Genomic DNA, 19,114 nt, shown 5'->3' with positions numbered 1-19,114 from the left:
GGTATCGATGTTGTCTGGCGTGCCGTCACCATCGGTGTCGATACCCGCGTCATTCGGATCAAGCGGATCAGTTCCGGCTGCAACTTCGGTCTCGTTATTGATTCCATCGTTATCAGAATCGTTGGTCGGATCGTTATTCGCCGCGTCCAGCTCATCAGAAACGCCGTCGCTGTCCGCGTCGTTGTTGGCAGATTCGAGAGCATCAATGATGCCATCACCGTCAGTATCTGTGGTGCCCTCAGCGCCGTCGTTTTTGCCGTCGCCGTCGGAATCAGCATTCAGTGGATCTGTGCCGTTTGTCGCTTCGTCTGCATCCGATACACCGTCGTTATCATCGTCGGTATCGATGTTGTCTGGCGTGCCGTCACCGTCGGTATCATTACCAACACTGTTCGGATCGAGCGGATCAGTGCCTGCTGCAACTTCGGTCTCATTATTAATACCGTCGTTGTCAGAGTCGTTGGTCGGATCGTTGTTGGCAGCGTCCAGCTCATCAGAAACACCGTCGCTATCCGCGTCGTTGTTTGCAGATTCGAGCGCATCAATGATGCCATCACCGTCAGTATCTGTGGTGCCTTCAGCGCCGTCGTTTTTGCCGTCACCATCAGAGTCAGCATTCAGTGGATCAGTACCATTCGTTGCTTCATCAGCATCCGATACAGTGTCGTTGTCATCGTCAGTATCGAAAGCGTCTGCAATGCCATCACCGTCGGTGTCTGTTGGCGTGCTGTTAGGGTCAAGAGGATCAGTACCGAGCTGTGTCTCCTGAATATTGCTGACGCCATCGTTATCAGAGTCGTTGTCAGGATCGTTATTGGCCGCATCCTGATGATCCATTACACCGTCACTATCAGTATCGGTGGTGTTGGACTCGAGTGCATCAATGGTACCGTCATTGTCGGTATCTGTTGGAGAAGCAACACTACCGACTTCGGTCAGGTCGTCGATACCATCGTTGTCAGAATCGGTATCAAGAGGATCAGTACCCAACAGACCTTCGTTGTCATCACTCAGGCCATCGTTATCGTCGTCAGTATCCGCGTTATTACCTACGCCATCGCCATCTGTATCGACAGTTTCATTCGGATCAAGAGGAAATGCATCCTGGAGATCTGGCACACCATCATTATCGTCGTCAGTATCGGCATTGTTACCGATACCATCGCCATCAGTATCTACTGACTCGTTCGGATCATTAGGAAACGCATCGTATGGGTCCAGTACACCATCGCCATCAGAGTCGACAGTGACCGCCACAGTAAAGTAATCGCCTGAATTCAGAGCCACGCCATTGATAATACCTGTGGTCTTGTTGATCTCACCGACCGCAATTGCGCCTGACGTAAAGTCAGAGTTAGTACTTTTACGAACCAGATAAAGACGCGCACTAGCCGGCAATCCCGAAGGAATCGCGAACTGCATTGATACCGACTGGCTGAAACTGCTCTTCTGAACCAACCATTCGCGTCCAATACGATAGGAATATGGTGCACTGATTTCTGAAGTCTGAAGACTGTAGGCGCCTGCATTGCGCCCCACGAGGAAGTAACTTCGATCTGCTGCAATACCTGCTGTACGTGCAGATGCGGAGTTAGCTGATGTGAAATCGTTCTGTGTTGCCAGAGTCAGACGCGTGCTTTTGACTGAACGGGAAACTTTCTGGTTAAGAGTCGCTGCGTCGTCACGACCAAGGCCAAACACCGCATCCTGGAAGTTAGCATCCAGTGAGTCGTTCCAGACGGTTGCGCCTGTACTGTTAACGTAGTTGCCCGCGAGATCGATGCCGTATTTAACAGCAAGATAGGAGTTAATTCTTTGAGCTTCTGCGGAGGATATGGCACGCGTGAACCAGATGACCTCCATAATGTCGCCCTGGAAGGCATCGCCGCTATCTTTGCGCCCATAGCCAACCAAGAGATTGTCGCCACGGGTTACAGAGGCAAAGTCTGAATTGTACACGTAATCCGCGCCATTCATCCCCAGTGTAAATGTACGGTTCTGGCTACCGCCAATAATCGCCGAGCCCAAGACATTTTGCGACAAAGGAACCGGGGTCGGGAACTCTACATTGATATCACTGCCTGAAGATCGCTCTGGTCGCAGTAGGAACTTACCCGCGCCGCTATTGCCGGTGCCCTGCAACGAATAACCGGGCTCACCCGCATAGTCCGTAGTGCTATCGAGGCCGGTGATACGCCCTGAATTTCCGCTGACGTAAGAGCTTGTGCGAGTTACCGTAAAGATTGAAAGCGGAGTTTCTCTTTCTCCGCCCTGAACAATATTGGTGCGGTTGTTTCGGAAATGGCGACTACTGGTGTAGCCAGTAGTGTATGGATGGAAATTATGAGCGGCATTGGCCCCCGACACAGACCAGGAACCCACAGCGTCGATATCGCGCCCATTCCCGGAGCGGTCAGCCCAGGCATCGTTAATGTTGCCCGCATCATCTGACTTCAACCAGAGCGCAGAACCACTTACACCGCCTGGCGCTGCGAGAGTGATACTGGATACAGATATAGCTGCCCATGAGGCTACGAGAGCCAGGCCCTTAGAAAGTTTCATACGATCGCTCCATACCGAACCAGTTCGTCAGAATGAGAACTGGCTCACAATCCATTCAGATGTTTTTGCGGGATTCTATCGGCTGTGATACCCGCCAGCAATAGGCCTTAAGAGGGATATCCGGCCTGAGAGCCACAAAAACACTCCGAAAGGGCCACTTATTGGCCAATTAGTGTCATGAGGCGATACTAATGAACACGTGTCTGTTTCACAAGATGTAACAAGAAGTCACATGCTGATATTTACGTATAAACGACAAAAGCCGCACTTCGCGGCCTTTAAACGGGAATTTAAGGGAGAATTGTCAGTTCTGTCAGTGGCTGTTCCGAAGCGCTTCTTCTGCATCTATCCCAAGGATCAGGATGCCCTTTCGCCTCACCTGGGTGTCTGTAATTGTCCAACTCACCTTCACCTGAAACTTTCTTGATGACTCATCGTAGCGGATACCATCAATATGATAATCAGAGGATGGATTGCTGATCAGCGTTTTCCATGCTGCTTCATCGGCTTGATAGTAATCGGTGGTTACATCACTCTGAGCGGCATTCAGACCTGCACTTCCAACAAGAATAGCCTCAGTAATCAAGCCATTACTGAGTTCCTTCACGGATCTGAGGTAGGCTGACGTCGGTCTGCTGATAATCTCACTGATCAATGGCTGTTCTGCCGCAGAAACCTCATGGCGCCATTGCACATCAAGCGCATCAATAACATCAGGAGCCAGTGTCCTTTGCATCTGATTAGAGATATCTAAAGCTGCAAGAAGCCTATCATCATCGATGATGGTTCTGATCCTTTTCGTTACAACGGAGAGAAGATTTTCCCTCTCCAGATCATTCAAAGCGATGGTCTCACCCGCGCAATCAGATATCTGTTTGTTGAACCGTCCGATAAATTCAGGATGCTGCTCGAGAAACTGATCGGCGAAGTACACCCCTAAAGGCATGTACCGTACAAACGTTCTCTCAAGATAACTGTTAAAGTCAGAATTCGCTGACGCCTCAGAGACCAGCTCCTCAAAATAACGCGAATCCGCAATAAAGGTATCTATCCTACCGGCCTGAACAAGACGCACTAACTGCATCCCCTCATTGACCAACTCTGTCACCGGTATTCCCTCTGTATCCAGCCAGGTCGCCTGATTGCTTGATCTGACGGCACCAATTCGCAGAGTTTTCACATCACTGAGATCAAGGCCACTGGCGTGATACCAGTACCACTTCTCCAGAGCAAAAGGGGCTGACATAGTTGCCACCTCATCAAGCTCCGGCGAAGGCCCAGTCGTAAAAATACCATCCGCTACAGAGTGCTTCATATCCTGAATCGCCCGCTGCCAGGGCATAACCTGAACGGAAAAGGACTCATTAATATCACGGAAGATACAGCGTAAAGTTTCGGTTGATTCACCGGACAATTCTCCCTGAAGCATCATCTGATATGGTGGCCAGATGGTTGTTCGCAATTTCACTGCGCCGTAATTCGGTGCAGGTGCCAGCTCCGCTGCAACAACACTGGCAGAAATGAAAGTAAAAAAGAGAGAAATTAGTCTAAATTTCATGACCTTAGCCCAAACGGATAACAGCTCTAATAATAGCAGGCCCTACGAAAAAGCCCGGTCAATGACCGGGCTTTTTCGCGTTCTTTAGTGACGACGCGGTGTAATTATTCCCACTCAATCGTCGCTGGCGGCTTACTCGATACGTCGTAAGCAACACGAGAAATGTGCTCGATCTCATTAATAATACGATTTGAGACTTTCTCCAGCAGCTCATAAGGGAGGTGAGCCCAGCGTGCTGTCATAAAATCAATGGTTTCTACAGCGCGCAAAGAGACAACCCACTCATAACGGCGCTGGTCGCCCACTACGCCAACGGATTTCACCGGCAGGAATACCACGAACGCCTGAGAAGTTTTGTGGTACCAGTCGAAGTTATGCAGCTCTTCAATGAAGATGGCATCCGCTTCACGCAGCACGTCAGCGTATTCTTTCTTCACTTCACCGAGGATTCGCACGCCCAGACCAGGCCCAGGGAATGGGTGACGGTAAACCATGTCGTAAGGGAGGCCGAGTTCCAGGCCAATCTTACGCACTTCGTCTTTAAACAGCTCACGCAGCGGTTCAACCAGATCCATCTTCATGTCATCTGGCAGGCCACCCACATTGTGGTGTGACTTGATCACGTGCGCCTTGCCGGTTTTCGCCGCCGCAGACTCAATCACGTCTGGGTAAATAGTGCCCTGCGCCAGGAATGGAACATCTTTCAGTTTGCTGGCTTCTTCATCGAAGACTTCGATAAAGGTGTTACCGATCACTTTACGTTTCTGCTCAGGATCAGACACGCCTTCCAGCTTGCCAAGGAAGAGCTCTTCCGCGTCGGCACGGATGACTTTAACGCCCATGTTCTTGGCGAACATGTCCATCACCATGTCGCCTTCGTTCTTGCGCAGCAGACCGTTATCAACAAACACACAGGTCAGCTGATCACCAATGGCTTTGTGCAGCAGCGCCGCCACAACTGATGAATCTACACCGCCAGACAGGCCCAGCAGAACCTTCTGGTTACCGACCTGCTCACGAACACGTTCGATCTGGTCTTCAATAATTTTCGCCGGTGTCCACAGCGCTTCACAGCCGCAGATATCCATAACGAAGTGCTCTAGCAGGCGCTTCCCCTGTAGGGTGTGCGTCACTTCTGGGTGAAACTGTACACCGAAGAAATTTTTCTCAGCATTGAACATGCCTGCAATCGGGCAGCTCGGCGTGGTTGCCATCAGCTCAAAGCCTTCAGGCATGGTTGCCACTTTATCGCCGTGGCTCATCCACACATCAAGAAGACTTTTACCGTCTTCGCTGACATGGTCTTTGATGTCTTTGAGCAGTGCGTTGTTCGTCTCAACCTGAATCTGGGCATAGCCAAATTCACGGATATTGGAGCCCTGCACACTGCCACCCAACTGCTCTGCCATTGTCTGCATGCCGTAGCAGATACCAAGCACTGGCAAACCAAGCTCGAACACCACCTGAGGAGCGCGCGGCGAACCCGCCTCTGTCACAGACTCAGGGCCACCTGCCAGAATAATACCGGACGGGTTGTACTCGCGGATTTCCGCTTCGTCCATGTCCCAGGCGCGGATTTCAGAGAACACACCAATTTCACGTACGCGACGTGCTATCAGCTGAGTGTACTGTGAACCGAAATCCAGAATCAGAATACGTTGAGCGTGGATGTCTTGTGACATTGGGCTTTCCAGATAAAAGATTTAAAAACAAAAGCGGGGATGACTCTCGTCATCCCCACGTCTTAGCATTTTTCAGCGATCAGCCTAAGCGATAGTTTGGCGCTTCTTTGGTGATCTGTACGTCGTGAACGTGTGATTCAGACATGCCCGCCGCCGTAATACGCACAAACTCAGGTTTGGTACGCATCTCGTCGATCGTCGCGCAACCGGTGTAGCCCATGGAAGCACGCACACCGCCCATCAGCTGGTGAACGATGTTCGTCAGTGGACCTTTCACTGCGATACGACCTTCGATGCCTTCCGGAACCAGCTTATCAACACCGGCTTTTTTGTCCTGGAAGTAACGGTCAGACGAACCCTGGCTCTGGCCCATGGCACCAAGAGAACCCATGCCACGGTATGCCTTGTAAGCACGTCCCTGGAACAGTTCAACTTCGCCCGGAGACTCATCAGTACCCGCCAGCATAGAGCCGACCATAACGACGCTTGCGCCAGCAACGATGGCTTTAGAGATGTCACCAGAAAAACGGATACCGCCATCAGCAATCACAGGCACATCATATTTCTTCATGGCTTCAGCCACGTTAGCAACCGCTGAGATCTGAGGCACACCCACACCAGCAACGATACGGGTAGTACAGATAGAGCCAGGGCCGATACCGACCTTCACGCCATCCGCACCGGCTTCAGCAAGCGCAATCGCCGCTTCAGCAGTTGCAATGTTGCCACCGATCACCTGAACCTCAGGGAAGTTCTCTTTCACCCAACGCACGCGGTCGATAACGCCTGTGCCACCCGGGTTCGATGTATGGCCGTGTGCGGTATCAACAACGATCACGTCAACACCGGCTTTAACCAGGGCTTCGACACGTTCTTCAGTGCCAGCACCTGTGCCTACGGCAGCGCCAACACGCAGACGACCCTGCTCATCTTTGGCAGCGTTCGGGTAAGCACGGGCTTTTTCGATGTCTTTCACGGTCATCAGGCCGACCAGCTTGCCTGCGTCGTCCAGTACCAGAACTTTCTCAATGCGGTGCGTGTGCAGCAGGTCCTGAACGTCTTCTGGGCTGGTGCCCTCTTTTGCAGTGACCAGCTGATCTTTTGGCGTCATCACGCTGGCGACCAGTGCATCCAGGTTCTTTTCAAAGCGTACGTCACGTGAGGTGACGATGCCCACCAGCTCATCACCATCAACAACTGGCATGCCAGAGATGTTGTGCTGTTGAGTCAGCTCAATGATTTCACGAATCGTGCTGGTGCTAGGCACAGTGATCGGATCTTTGACCACGCCGCTTTCGTATTTCTTGACCTTACGAACCTCAGCAGCCTGCTCCTCGATGGTCAGGTTTTTATGGACGATACCTAAGCCACCTTCCTGAGCAATTGCAATTGCCAGGCGCGCTTCAGTAACCGTATCCATCGCGGCAGAAATAAGGGGAACGTTCAGCTCAATGCCTTTGGTCAGGCGTGTCTTCAGACTGACCTGGTTTGGCAGGACCTCGGAATAACCGGGCACTAGCAGCACGTCATCAAAGGTGAGTGCATCTTGAGCGATTCGCAACATAGAAGAGCCTTCCGAATGAGGTTGTAGGAAAGGCGGGGCATTATACCGGAAGGTCATTCGCCGGTAAATCCCGCTACGGATTCTGTTTTGATGTATCCGCCACGACAGGCGGACACACTCCCCTGACCAGAAAATCCGCGACCTGTTCCCTGAACTTGTTGTATCGGAAACTGGCGATATGAGGCCCCTGCGATGCGACGTAACACCGCATGCTCTCTGGCAGCGCGTCATACAAGGCCTGCCCTTCAGACACAGGCACAACCTCATCCATGCGACTGTGCAGCTGCATGACCGGAATGTGGATATTCGGGGCGCGATCCTTTGGGTCCCAGTCTGACGGAATTAAGTAAACAAGGGGTGAAACAATGGTACCGACCACGGTACGCTGCAGCATCTCTCTGGCCACGCTGCGGAATCCGGCAAACGGCGCTTCGAGTATGAGCTGAGAAACGTCATAGTCACGGCCATAGTCTGCAACGAAATTGACCGCGAGCGCTGCCCCCATCGACTGACCCAGAACAACCAGAGAGTGATCCGGGTAAGCATCCCGCAGCCAGCTGGCGCCGGCTTTCGCATCCATAAGAACGTCCGGCAAAATAGGCCGCCCCTGTGATGCGCCAAAACCACGGTAATCAAGGGCCAATACGGTATAGCCCTTTTCAACCAGCCAGAAAACACTGCGCGAATGGGTCGAGATATTCTCAGCATTGCCGTGCAAGTAAAGAATCACTTTAGCCTGCTCGATTGTTGGCTCAGGCTTGAGTAACCAGGCATGAAGTTCTGTGCCGTCATCCGCAGTCAGCCAGACATCTTCATAATCGATATCAAAACGGTCCGGCGTCTGTAACCAGACTTCTTGCGGGTGAAAATACAGGGTCGTCAGCGAGGCGCAACCGCTTAACGTTGCAGCCACCGCAAGCATCAAGGAAATCCGAACCAGCCTGAACGCTTCAGAAATACCAGGCATAAGTCAGCTTCCAGCTGTTGGTCGCCTCAGACGACGCCCACTGACGACTGAAGCCGAAACGCAGCTGAACATTGTCAAACCCATTAAAGGCCTCTTCTACTGTCAGCTCACGCCGGGGAGTATCGTCCCCTAAAGCAGCGGGTTGCCAGCGAAACTGAACCAGTTCCTGATTCAGGCGTCCCTGCCACAACCAACCGGCCCGCACGCCTGCAGATATCTGATAACCGTCGTCAAATTGATTATCCGCTCTTGCAGTCACATCTCCGAGAGCAAACACACGAGCGCTGCCCAATCGCTTACCGTCCCGAACACCCAGAGGTAACTGCCACGCACGACCAAACCCAAGATTGAAACGGCTATAGAGCTCACTGCCCTCGTGATTAAACCGATCAAGACCCGCACTCACCGTCCAGGCGACCGGATTCTGAAAACGCGTTTTATGACTGAGTGACAGTACATTTACCAGAGTCAGCTTCTGCAAACTAACATCGCCGTCCTCTGTGATTCGGGTATAGAAATCCCCCATCTCGATCTGCGCACCGGGCGAAAAGCCCTTCGATGGATCAAGAACATCGTGGTAAGCGATACGCCAGTTAATATCACCGTGCCATTGCTCTCCGGTATAACCACCACCCACACTTAAACGCGATGTACCATGCCCCTCATCATCACGAAACTCTGGCTTTCTTGGGGCTGGAAAAACATCGCCCGCCGGAAGCTTACTGCGAGCAGAGAGAATCTGCAGTGTTCGTTTACGAAGCACCGGGTTCGCTTGCTTTTTCTTCACCGACAAATAACGTGCGTAGCTGTACGCCAGCTCAAGGACACGGGTTTGTGATTCTTCAGGTACCCCTGCCAGCAGGTCGCCAATAGGGATATCACTTTCGACCAGAGTACGAGCAAGGTCCGCCTCTTGTTCTGACGCGAGAGCCGCATTTGACTCCATCACAGACGCAGCAGAAGGCCGGTACACCTCTCGCGAGACAAAACCAGCGCTGTAGAGAGCACGAATGGTGTCGACCGGCACCGCCTTCATTTTAAAATCAGCCGCCAGATCTGATCGCGAGGACGCCGCATCGAGCATCGTCAGCAAGCGGTAGGAACAGTTTTCATCAAAAAAGAAATAATCGAACGCCGTGTCCTGCAACTCCCAGACATGCCGCACGAACTGATCCACTTCCGCGCTACCAAAGTCCAGTTCGTACTCCCAGGTATCACGGTACTCCATATGCTGATACTGATTGGTTTTGACGTAATACGGCATTACCGAGACCTCACCGGGATAACCACCAGACAGCCCTTTGTAACTGAACACCAGCTCATTGTCGGTAGGGTCAGCGTTGGCCGCAAAGTTAACACTGTAGGCGAGCAACTTACTGCTGGATGGGTCTTCTCTGTCCATGCGCACCAGCGTATGTCCGTACATGGATGACGGCGAATTGATATGGGAGGCTGGGAAAATCAACGTCAGGCGGTGAGCGTTTAATTCATCACGCCACTCATCAAACTCTGAACATGGCTGGTCAACAAAACCAACCTGCGGAAGTCTGTGTTTTAGCCAATGGTACCGCGCTGGAAAACGACACTGCGCAGACGCATTATCGGCCTGATCCGTTAACAAGAAGGCACTGAGATCGGCTACCAGCTCTTCGTGAGCATTGGTTTTACCCTTCTCAGCAAGAAAAAACTCTGGTGAATCATTCTGACTGATGAAACGAAACGTATACGGGTGTTGTCGATAATGAAGCAGATGCAGCCATTGCTGATGCGACGCCAAATCGCGAAGCTCATCAGCCGGAACAGCTTTGACTTGACTGGTATCAGAAGCAGCGAGAACAAATGAGGAGGAGAACATTGCCAACAAAGCGGCAATCAGAATCAGCTTTAACTGATGACCCACGGAAAATCCTTAACAAACAACACTGAGACGCAAAGAATGCGCCTCAGAGTATGACAGACTGATGTATCAGCCTACGTATTTCTGCAGAGCTTTGTCCTGAGACATTGCTTCAGTCAGAGAACGGAACGCATCACCAGCAGTCGCTTCGGTAGTAAACATGCTATCGAAGTTAGACTGAACAGTTGCGCGGAAAGCAGCAGTGTCCGCCGCTTCTACACCCATAACCTGAGCGAGCGCATCCAGAGTTTCACCCTGACCACGTGCACTGTCAGCAGCCAGCTGATCCATATTGTCGTTCATGAAAGCTTCAGCCGCTTTCAGTGGGCCATTTGCTGATTCACAACCCAGGGTGCCTGAAGTCATACCAAAAGTCTGGTTACCAGAAGTACCATTGGTGGTCGCAGCCAGCACGTGCTCGTACCATACGTTAGCATCTGGGAAGACAACCGCAGTACCCAGACCACAGCCCGCAGGACCGTTGTCAGCCATTGCGAAAGAAGACGCAGAAATCAGTGCTGCAGCAGCAATCAGTTTTTTCATGGATCATTTCCTTGTTCTGATCAAATTAGGTCGTTTTAATAACGACCCGTCTAACCTAGAACGCTTTTCCGCCGCTGTCTAGCATCATGACAAAAACTGGCCAAAAACACCTCCTTATGTCAGCCTTTGACTATCTAACCAGCAGATTGTTTATGTATCAGACAGACCACCCTCGCGATCCCGGTGTATTTACCGTCTCGGATCTGAACCGCCGCGCAAAACAAATGCTCGAAGTTTCCTTCGCATCTGTGCGCGTTGAAGGTGAAATTTCCAACCTCGCCCGCCCATCATCAGGCCATTGGTACTTCACCTTGAAAGACAGTGGCGCGCAGGTGCGTTGTGCCATGTTCCGCTCACGCGCTGGCATGGTTAAATTTCAACCAAAAGAAGGCGATAAAGTTGAAGTCCGCGCCAAGGTCAGCCTGTACGAAAACCGCGGTGACTATCAGCTGATTGTCGATGCAATGAAGCCTGCGGGTGAGGGCGCCCTGTTGCTCGCGTTCGAGCAACTCAAGCGCAAATTAACCGCAGAAGGTCTGTTCGCGGAAGAGCGAAAAAGACCATTGCCCGCAGTAAAACGCGTCGCGATTATTACCTCGCCAACCGGTGCGGCCATCCACGACATGCTGACGGTACTGAAGCGGCGCTGGCCCATGCTCGAAGTAGATCTCTACCCTGCTGCTGTTCAAGGAGAAGAAGCACCACAGCAATTAATCAACGCGCTGTATCGTGCGAACCGCGACAACATGGCCGACGCTATTATTATTGGCCGTGGCGGCGGTTCACTCGAAGATCTCTGGGCATTTAACAATGAGGTTCTGGCGCGCGAAATTGCCAACTCTCAATTGCCTGTTATCAGTGCTGTCGGTCACGAAGTCGATTTTACCATCGCAGATTTTGTCGCCGACATGCGGGCACCGACTCCCTCGGCAGCGGCTGAACTGATCAGCCCGGATGGTCAACAGATACTGCGCTACGTTAATGATCTTCAGCAACGATTGATCCGTAATCAACGAGAGCGTTTTATGCACGCACAGCGCTCTCTGACTCAACTGCAGTCACGATTGCGTGGCCCAAGACAAGCACTGCAATCCAGAGCCCAGCATCTTGATCAGCTGGAAATACGCCTGCAACGTGCGATGACGTCGCGCCTGAAAGAACCTCAACAACGCCTGCAACGACTCCAGACATCATTAGCGCATCTGCATCCACAGCGCGGACTTAATCAGAGTCAGCAATCGCTGAATCAGATACGCGGGCGCCTCGAGCGTGCGATGCAGCAACAACTGCAGAAAAAGAAAACGGAACTTGGTGCCGGTATGCGACTTCTTAACAGCGTCAGCCCGCTTGAAGTCCTGAGCCGCGGTTATTCTATTACCCGAAAAACCGATGGCACCGTAGTGCGAGATACGAAAGAACTGAAAGCCGGCGATGAAATAGAAACACTGATCCGCTCGGGCACACTCACCAGTACTGTGACTGGCGTTCAGAATGAAGCCCAAAAGCAAGAAGTGAAACAAGAAGCGAAAAGAAATGATGATTAAAAAGACAGGCCTTGTACTCGCACCTGTATTGCTCTCAGCATTCATTCTCAATGCGACTGCCAGCCAAACTATTGAGAAATCAGACAGCTCAGAATCAGCACTGCCGAATCATCCAATCGCTGGCGGTATCATCTCCATGCCGTTAGATAAAAACAGCAAAGTAACCTTGAACGACAAGCCCGTTCTGACAACAACAGTAGACGGCCAGCGTTATGCCGTTATTGGGGTTCCGCTAAAGGCAGAGGAGAGCCTGCAACTTAAAATTGATGGCAAAAAACAATCTCAGATTCTTGAAAACTTCGCGTACGAAGAACAGCACATCGAAATTAAGAATAAGCGCAAAGTTAATCCGCAGAAAAATGATATGGATCGCATTGGCCGCGAATACAATCAGATGACTCCGGTCTATAAAAGCTTCTCTGCAGAATTAACGCCCGACTGGAACCAGATGATCCTGCCAACTACAGGGCCCTACAGCAGCGCCTTTGGCTTAAAGCGTTTCTTTAATGGTCAGGCGCGCAACCCGCACAGCGGAATTGATATAGCCGCCCCCGAAGGCAAAGATATCGTTGCTCCCGCCGGTGGCACCGTTGTGTTGACGGGGGATTTTTTCTTTAACGGAAACAGCGTCTTTATCGACCATGGTCAGGGGCTTATCAGCATGATGTGCCATATGAGTCGTGTCGACGTAAAAGAAGGCGATGTAATCAAGCAAGGCGACTTACTGGGTGCCGTCGGTAAAACCGGCAGAGCCACCGGCCCCCACCTGCACTGGACGGTCAGCCTCAATAACGCACGCGTAAATCCTAAGCTACTGCTCAGACAAGATCAGCCTAAATGAACGAGGTACTGCCATGAAAAAAGCCCCCGGCACTTCAGGACTAATGCCTGTCAAAGGCAGTGGGTGTGGCATACGCCCAAACATTGAAGAAATGGAAGATTCTGAAGGCTTCGACTTCTCTGCAGCAAGTGAGCTGCTGCAGGAAGACAAACACGAAGATCAGGCCTCAGATGAGAAGGATGATTCTCAATCTGAGGTCCAAACAAAACTAGAGAATACACCGGAAGATGAAACTAAGGGATAACCTTATTTTCTTCCGAATCTTTTTCAGCCTCGGCCTGGGCTCGCGCCAGTTCAGCGTCACGCTTCAAGGTCAGCAGATCAATCTTAGCCTGAATTTCAGGCGTTGGTTCAGGGGCGATGTATTCCCCCGGCTCTCGGCCATGATACTTATCAATGGATTGCAGTAGCGAACTGAAACTGCGCACACGACCACCACGAACCAGAGCAATTCGCCCCAGCGCTTTGCAATGCAACTTGCCTTCCACCAGAAAACGATGCTCTGAATACAGGTACTTTCTGTCCCAATACAGAACCCGACTCTCGATATCTACCTTAGTGAACGGCTTAATTTCACGCACAAAGGTCACGGTCTGACTGGCGACGACCGTGCGCCAGCCATTGCTCATGATCAGTGGCAGTAAACCAATTTCTGCAAACCACTGAACCCGGCCCACATCAATGAAAGCCGGATACCGTGTGTTGGTCAGATGCAGGTTAAGATCCATATCCCAGGGCATCACCCGGAATTTATAGGTCGTCATGGCCAGAGGATCTTTATTGTCGTTCCACTTCTGGCGGAAGAAAATAAAGATAAAACGAAGCAGCATCATGATTTTTCTTCCGGCTCACGATAGCGAATCAGGCCTTCCTGAGCGACAGAAGCGACCAGCTCACCTTTCTGATTGAATACCTGACCCCGACAGAATCCGCGGCCGCCGCCTGCGTTCGGGCTATCAATGGCGTACAGCAGCCACTCATCCATACGGAACGGACGATGGAACCAGACGCTGTGATCAAGACTCGCCATCTGCATCCCCTTCTGCCCGTAAGAACGCGCGTGTGGATGCAACGACGTTGGCAATAGATTGAAGTCGGATGCATACGCCAGAAGCTTAGCGTGCAGATCAGTATCCTCTGGCAGCGAACCGTCGGCTTTCATCCAAAGATACTTCACTGGGTCTTTCTTGGTCGGCGCGAAAATATTCACCGGATCGAGCACTCGCATTTCGATCGGCTTATCGGCGGTATAGATATCGCGTACTTTCTCCGGGAAGTAGTCACGGAACATACGCGCCAGCTCAACCTGCGAAGGAATACCATCCGGTCCCTTCACTTCAGGCATCGCAGCCTGGTGCTCAAAGCCCTCTTCGGTCTGCTGGAATGAACAGATCATGGTCAGAATAGCGCGACCATTCTGAATCGCCTTCACCTGACGGGTGCAGAAGCTACGGCCATCACGCAGTCGATCAACCTCAAACTCAAGATGATCAGTCACCGTTCCGGCCAGCATGAAGTAAACATGGAACGAGTGCGCATGCCACTCGCCTTCAGGCAGCGTCTTGAGCGCAGAAGACAGGCTCTGAGCCATCACCTGGCCGCCGAACAAAGCCCGGAAACCTAAGTCCTGAGTCTCGCCACGAAAGGTGTTTTCCCCGATCCCTGTAGGTTCCAGCAGCTCTACTAACCCCTGTAACACGTCACTCATACACACCTCTCTATTCTCGTCAGACATTTACAACGAATAATTTATAGCAATTATTTACATCTATGATTGGAACAATACCCGATAGAAATACCCAATCATTGGCCGAAATGACATTATGCGCCACACTCGCACTCTTTGCGGGGCCGCGTATAATACCGGCCCTTACGCTTAAGCCCCGGTTATCTCATGTCAGAAATCTTTCCAGATCCTATCAATCCTGCGGAATACGATACCCAGCTTGCCGAGAAAAAGGCACGCCTGAACAGTCTGTTCGCAGAATTCGCACCGCCCGCTCTGGAAGTCCACGACAGCGCTGTGTCTCACTATCGCCTGCGCGCCGAATTCCGCCTCTGGCACGAGGGAGACCGTTGTTTCTACGCCATGTTCGAGCCAGGCAACCGCAAGAAAGCGTACGAAGTCCGTGAGTTCAATATAGCCTCTCCGCTCATTAACGAGCTGATGCACAAGCTGCTGGCTGAAATTCACACCAGTGAGCTGTTACGTCGGCGCTTGTTCCAGGTCGAGTTTCTGACCACCTTAAGCGGCGACGCCCTGATTACCCTCATCTACCACAAGAAGCTGGATGAAGCCTGGGAGAGCGAAGCGCGCGAACTGCAGGAACGTCTTGGCTTCCCGATCATTGGTCGCTCACGCAAGCAAAAGGTGGTGCTTGAACGCGATTACGTGACCGAAGTGCTCAAGGTCGATGGTAAAGAGTTCAGCTATCGCCAGATCGAAGGCGGCTTCACCCAACCCAATGGCGAAGTGAACCAGAAGATGCTCAGCTGGGCCCGCTCTGCCTCTGAAGGCATTGGTGGTGACCTCGTTGAGCTGTACTGCGGCAACGGCAACTTCTCGGTGGCGCTGGCTGAAAAGTTTGACCGCGTGCTTGCCACTGAGATTTCTAAAACCTCAGTGAATGCCGCTCAGGTAAACATTGCCGACAACAAAATCGACAACCTGATTATTGCGCGCCTATCGTCTGAAGAGTTTGTTCAGGCCTTAAGAGGCGAGCGCAAATTCACCCGCTTAGAAGGCGTTGACTTAACCAGCTACGACTTCCGTACCGTATTGGTTGACCCGCCTCGTGCTGGGCTGGACGACGAATCCGTGAAACAAACCGCCGGTTACGACAACATCATTTATATCAGTTGTAACCCGGACACTCTTCACGCGAACCTGACCGAACTCTGCAAAACCCACGACATCGTGCGTTTCGCCATGTTTGATCAGTTCCCGTATACACACCACATCGAAACGGGCGTCGTTCTTAAACGCAAGGCAACCGCGTGAGTACTTCATTTAAAGACATAAAAGGCATCGTCCCAGCGATGCAGGACAACCTGCAAACGCTGGGTTTCAACGACGCGACTGACATTCAGGCGCAGTCACTGCCTATCAGCATTGCAGGCAACGACGTACTGGCACAGGCAAAAACCGGCAGCGGTAAAACCGTAGCGTTCGGTATTCCGCTGTTGCAGAACCTGAACCCTAAGTTCTTTGGCATTCAGGGCTTGGTGCTCTGCCCCACTCGCGAACTGGCTACCCAGGTCGCCGATGAACTACGCAAACTAGCCCGCTTTACGCCCAACATTAAAATCGTAGTTATATCGGGCGGCGTCTCAATTGGGCCGCAAATCGGCTCGCTTGAGCGTGGCGCACACATTGTTGTCGGTACTCCGGGCCGCATTAAAGATCACCTGCGCAAGAAAACCATGTCGCTGGAGCATGTCAGTACACTCGTACTCGACGAAGCCGACCGCATGCTCGAAATGGGCTTTGCCGACGACATCCGCGACATTGCCTCGCATACTAAACACAACCGCCAGACGCTGCTGTTTTCGGCCACTTACCCAGACAACATCAAAGCGCTGAGCAAAGACCTGATGCACGAGCCTGAGACGATTAAAGTCGAGGCCGTTCATAAAACCGATCATATCCGCCAGCAGTTAATTGGCTGCGATAAATCAAGCCGCACCGATGCTCTGTTAGCCGCCATGCAGCACTTTGCCATCGAGCAGGCAGTAATTTTCTGCAACACCAAACAGACCGTAAATGAAGTCTCGCAGGCGCTGCGTCATGCCGGATATTTATCACTGGGTCTGCACGGTGACCTCGACCAGCGGGATCGTGATCAGACTTACATCCGCTTTAAACAAGGCAGTGCCCATTGCCTGGTCGCCACCGACGTGGCGGCACGCGGGCTGGATGTTGATGAGCTACAAGCCGTCATTAATTACGACCTGCCACACGACCCTGAAGTATATGTACACCGCATTGGCCGTACTGGTCGTGCCGGTAGCGAAGGCCTGGCACTGAGCCTCTTCACCGAGCGCGAGCAATACAAGCGCGAAGCGATTGAAGACCAGCTGAAACACAACATCCCGGCCATGCATCAGAGTGACCTGACAGATTCGCACGACACCGCTAAGCCGCCGTATGTGACCATCTGCTTTGCTGAAGGCCGCAAGAACAAACTGCGCCCGGGCGACATCGTTGGAGCGATAACCGCGAAAGGCAAGATACCGGGCACAGTGATTGGCAATATCACCGTACTGGATTTTGTCGCCTTCGCCGCCGTAGAGCGTGAGTATGCCAATGAGGCACTGCGCTTGTTAGAAAAGAGCCGGATTAAGGGGCGCCAGATCAAGGTCAGGCGCATCTGACACCTTACCTCGTTCGTTATTTTTCATTACTCTCTATAGATAATAAAAAACAACGGATGACGTATGCCGGGCTCAAACCTTATTATTCTGATCAATGCTGCACTCTTCGTAGCTCTGCAACTCTGGCTGCCATTTGAACCAGCCATCGTTGACGGCCTGAGCATCCTGATCTTTATCGCTGTGCTCTGGTTAACTGAAGCACTCGACGTCAGCATTACAGCCCTTTTAGTCCCCATACTCGCTGTTGCTTTCGGTGTGCTCGACACCACGAAGGCACTCGCCAGCTTCGCCAACCCGATTATTTTTATCTTCCTCGGTGGCTTTGCTCTCGCCTCAGCCCTGCATGCTCAGAAGATAGATACCGCCATTGCTAATAAAGTACTGACCCTGGCACGAGGTCGGTTTAACGTTGCCGTGTTTATGCTGTTTGCGGTATCCGCGGGCCTGTCGATGTGGATCAGTAACACAGCAACGACCGCCATGATGCTGCCATTGATACTTGGTGTCTTACATCAACTTAATGAAGAAGAGCAGCGCCCTACTTATATCTTCGTACTGCTTGGTGTCGCCTACTGCGCAAACATCGGAGGCATTGCCACCTTAGTAGGCAGCCCACCTAATGCTATCGCCGCGGCACAAAACAACATGACCTTCGCGAACTGGCTGAGCTTAGCCGGGCCGCTGTCGCTGATTCTGCTACCCGTCATGCTCGCGGTTCTTTTTATGGTTATACGCCCGAATCTGAATCACCACTTTTCCATCGGGCATGAACCACTGGAATGGACACAGCCGCGACTACTGACACTGGGCATATTTGGATTAACCGTACTCTTCTGGATATTCAGCTCACCGATTAACAAACTACTGGGTGGCTTACCTAAATTCGATACAGTGATCGCTATCAGTGCCATCGTGGCGCTGGGCCTCAGCCGCGTCGTTACCTGGAAGCAGATCGAGAAGACTACCGACTGGGGTGTGCTGATGTTGTTTGGCGGCGGTATCTGCCTAAGCGCCGTACTCAAAGCCACAGGCACCAGCGTTTTTCTGGCCGATCATATTGGTGGCTTCTTGCAGGGCGCGCCGTTAATTCTGGTGATTATGGCCATCGTGACCTTTGTGGTCTTCTTAACCGAGTTCGCCAGTAACACCGCCAGCGCCGCCTTACTGGTACCCGTATTTGCCGCCATTGCCGAAAGCCTGGGGATTCCAGCAGTAATCCTGAGCGCGTTAATCGCCGTGTCTGCGTCCTGCGCATTTATGCTCCCGGTTGCCACACCGCCGAATGCGATTGTGTATGGCAGTGGCTATGTGGCACAGAAAGATATGATGCGTGCGGGGTTCTGGATTAACCTGAGCTGTATCGCGGTGATCAGTGGGTATGCATGGGTGGTTTGGTGATGTCCTATGAGCGGACGCTTGGTTAGTTTGACTTTGGTGTCCGTTTTACCAGAACAAAGATCATGGTTCTCTATTAAGCCAAGCATAGTAACCACTTCGCGACACTCCCAGCCATTCACATGTTCGCTTAATGCCTAGCTCTCGTCCGAATTTCTCGATAAATCGATATCTTGCTGATGTTCCT

General features: G+C 51.9%; 14 protein-coding genes and 1 pseudogene. 6 read left to right on the top strand and 9 right to left on the bottom strand.

Annotated elements, in window-relative coordinates; genetic code table 11:
• The 7 genes and pseudogenes from B2067_RS03710 to B2067_RS03680 all read right to left on the bottom strand — a co-directional run.
• Positions 1 to 2,562 (bottom strand): annotated as a pseudogene (locus tag B2067_RS03710) (hypothetical protein); the annotation flags it as partial.
• A 313-nt stretch (positions 2,563 to 2,875) separates the two neighbouring features.
• Entirely contained in the window at positions 2,876 to 4,120 is a 1,245-nt protein-coding gene (locus B2067_RS03705; RefSeq protein WP_301387498.1) for a substrate-binding periplasmic protein, read from the bottom strand.
• 104 nt (positions 4,121 to 4,224) lie between these two features.
• On the bottom strand, positions 4,225 to 5,802 hold the full coding sequence (guaA, locus tag B2067_RS03700; protein ID WP_301387497.1) for a glutamine-hydrolyzing GMP synthase: 1,578 nt from the start codon (positions 5,800 to 5,802) through the stop codon (positions 4,225 to 4,227).
• Between the two features lie 79 nt (positions 5,803 to 5,881).
• Positions 5,882 to 7,366, bottom strand: a complete 1,485-nt coding sequence (gene guaB, locus B2067_RS03695; protein WP_301387496.1) for an IMP dehydrogenase — start codon at positions 7,364 to 7,366, stop codon at positions 5,882 to 5,884.
• A 73-nt stretch (positions 7,367 to 7,439) separates the two neighbouring features.
• Positions 7,440 to 8,333, bottom strand: a complete 894-nt coding sequence (locus tag B2067_RS03690) for an alpha/beta hydrolase (RefSeq protein ID WP_301387495.1) — start codon at positions 8,331 to 8,333, stop codon at positions 7,440 to 7,442.
• Positions 8,317 to 10,233 carry a DUF4105 domain-containing protein gene (locus tag B2067_RS03685; protein ID WP_301387493.1) on the bottom strand — a complete coding sequence of 639 codons (1,917 nt, stop codon included), beginning with the start codon at positions 10,231 to 10,233 and terminating at the stop codon, positions 8,317 to 8,319. The genes B2067_RS03690 and B2067_RS03685 overlap by 17 nt, the downstream gene beginning before the upstream one ends.
• Positions 10,234 to 10,299: 66 nt before the next feature.
• Positions 10,300 to 10,773, bottom strand: a complete 474-nt coding sequence (locus B2067_RS03680) for a DUF3015 family protein (protein ID WP_301387492.1) — start codon at positions 10,771 to 10,773, stop codon at positions 10,300 to 10,302.
• 152 nt (positions 10,774 to 10,925) lie between these two features.
• On the opposite strand from B2067_RS03680, the gene xseA reads away from it, so the two are divergent.
• Genes xseA through B2067_RS03665 form a run of 3 tightly spaced genes read left to right on the top strand, consistent with a single transcriptional unit; the run spans position 10,926 to position 13,402 of the window.
• The gene (gene xseA, locus B2067_RS03675) at positions 10,926 to 12,317 is read left to right on the top strand and encodes an exodeoxyribonuclease VII large subunit (RefSeq protein ID WP_301387490.1); all 1,392 of its coding nucleotides are present in this window, start codon (positions 10,926 to 10,928) and stop codon (positions 12,315 to 12,317) included.
• The gene (locus B2067_RS03670) at positions 12,307 to 13,158 is read left to right on the top strand and encodes a M23 family metallopeptidase (protein ID WP_301387489.1); all 852 of its coding nucleotides are present in this window, start codon (positions 12,307 to 12,309) and stop codon (positions 13,156 to 13,158) included. The genes xseA and B2067_RS03670 overlap by 11 nt, the downstream gene beginning before the upstream one ends.
• A 13-nt stretch (positions 13,159 to 13,171) precedes the next feature.
• Positions 13,172 to 13,402 carry a hypothetical protein gene (locus B2067_RS03665; protein WP_301387488.1) on the top strand — a complete coding sequence of 77 codons (231 nt, stop codon included), beginning with the start codon at positions 13,172 to 13,174 and terminating at the stop codon, positions 13,400 to 13,402.
• On the opposite strand, the gene B2067_RS03660 is transcribed toward B2067_RS03665, so the two are convergent.
• On the bottom strand, positions 13,392 to 13,991 hold the full coding sequence (locus B2067_RS03660; RefSeq protein ID WP_076517489.1) for an acyl-CoA thioesterase: 600 nt from the start codon (positions 13,989 to 13,991) through the stop codon (positions 13,392 to 13,394). The two genes, B2067_RS03665 and B2067_RS03660, sit on opposite strands and share 11 nt — an antisense overlap.
• Positions 13,988 to 14,866: an acyl-CoA thioesterase gene (locus B2067_RS03655; RefSeq protein ID WP_301387487.1), complete on the bottom strand. Its 879-nt coding sequence runs from the start codon at positions 14,864 to 14,866 to the stop codon at positions 13,988 to 13,990. The genes B2067_RS03660 and B2067_RS03655 overlap by 4 nt, the downstream gene beginning before the upstream one ends.
• A 186-nt stretch (positions 14,867 to 15,052) precedes the next feature.
• Between B2067_RS03655 and trmA the strand changes: the two genes are divergently transcribed.
• From trmA to B2067_RS03640, 3 genes are all read left to right on the top strand, one after another.
• Positions 15,053 to 16,159 (top strand): tRNA (uridine(54)-C5)-methyltransferase TrmA, encoded by a 1,107-nt coding sequence (trmA, locus tag B2067_RS03650; protein WP_301387486.1) that lies wholly within the window; start codon positions 15,053 to 15,055, stop codon positions 16,157 to 16,159.
• Positions 16,156 to 17,532 carry an ATP-dependent RNA helicase DbpA gene (gene dbpA, locus B2067_RS03645; RefSeq protein ID WP_301387485.1) on the top strand — a complete coding sequence of 459 codons (1,377 nt, stop codon included), beginning with the start codon at positions 16,156 to 16,158 and terminating at the stop codon, positions 17,530 to 17,532. Before trmA ends, dbpA begins: the two co-directional genes overlap by 4 nt.
• A gap of 63 nt (positions 17,533 to 17,595) precedes the next feature.
• Positions 17,596 to 18,930, top strand: coding sequence for an SLC13 family permease (locus B2067_RS03640; protein WP_301387484.1), 1,335 nt, complete (start codon positions 17,596 to 17,598; stop codon positions 18,928 to 18,930).
• Positions 18,931 to 19,114 lie beyond the last annotated feature (184 nt).

Source organism: Thalassolituus sp. UBA2590, from assembly GCF_002339775.1.
Taxonomy (GTDB): Bacteria; Pseudomonadota; Gammaproteobacteria; order Pseudomonadales; family Oceanobacteraceae; genus Thalassolituus.
The sequence above is the reverse complement of the archived record's forward strand: the minus strand, read 5'-3'. Positions and strand labels throughout refer to the sequence as shown.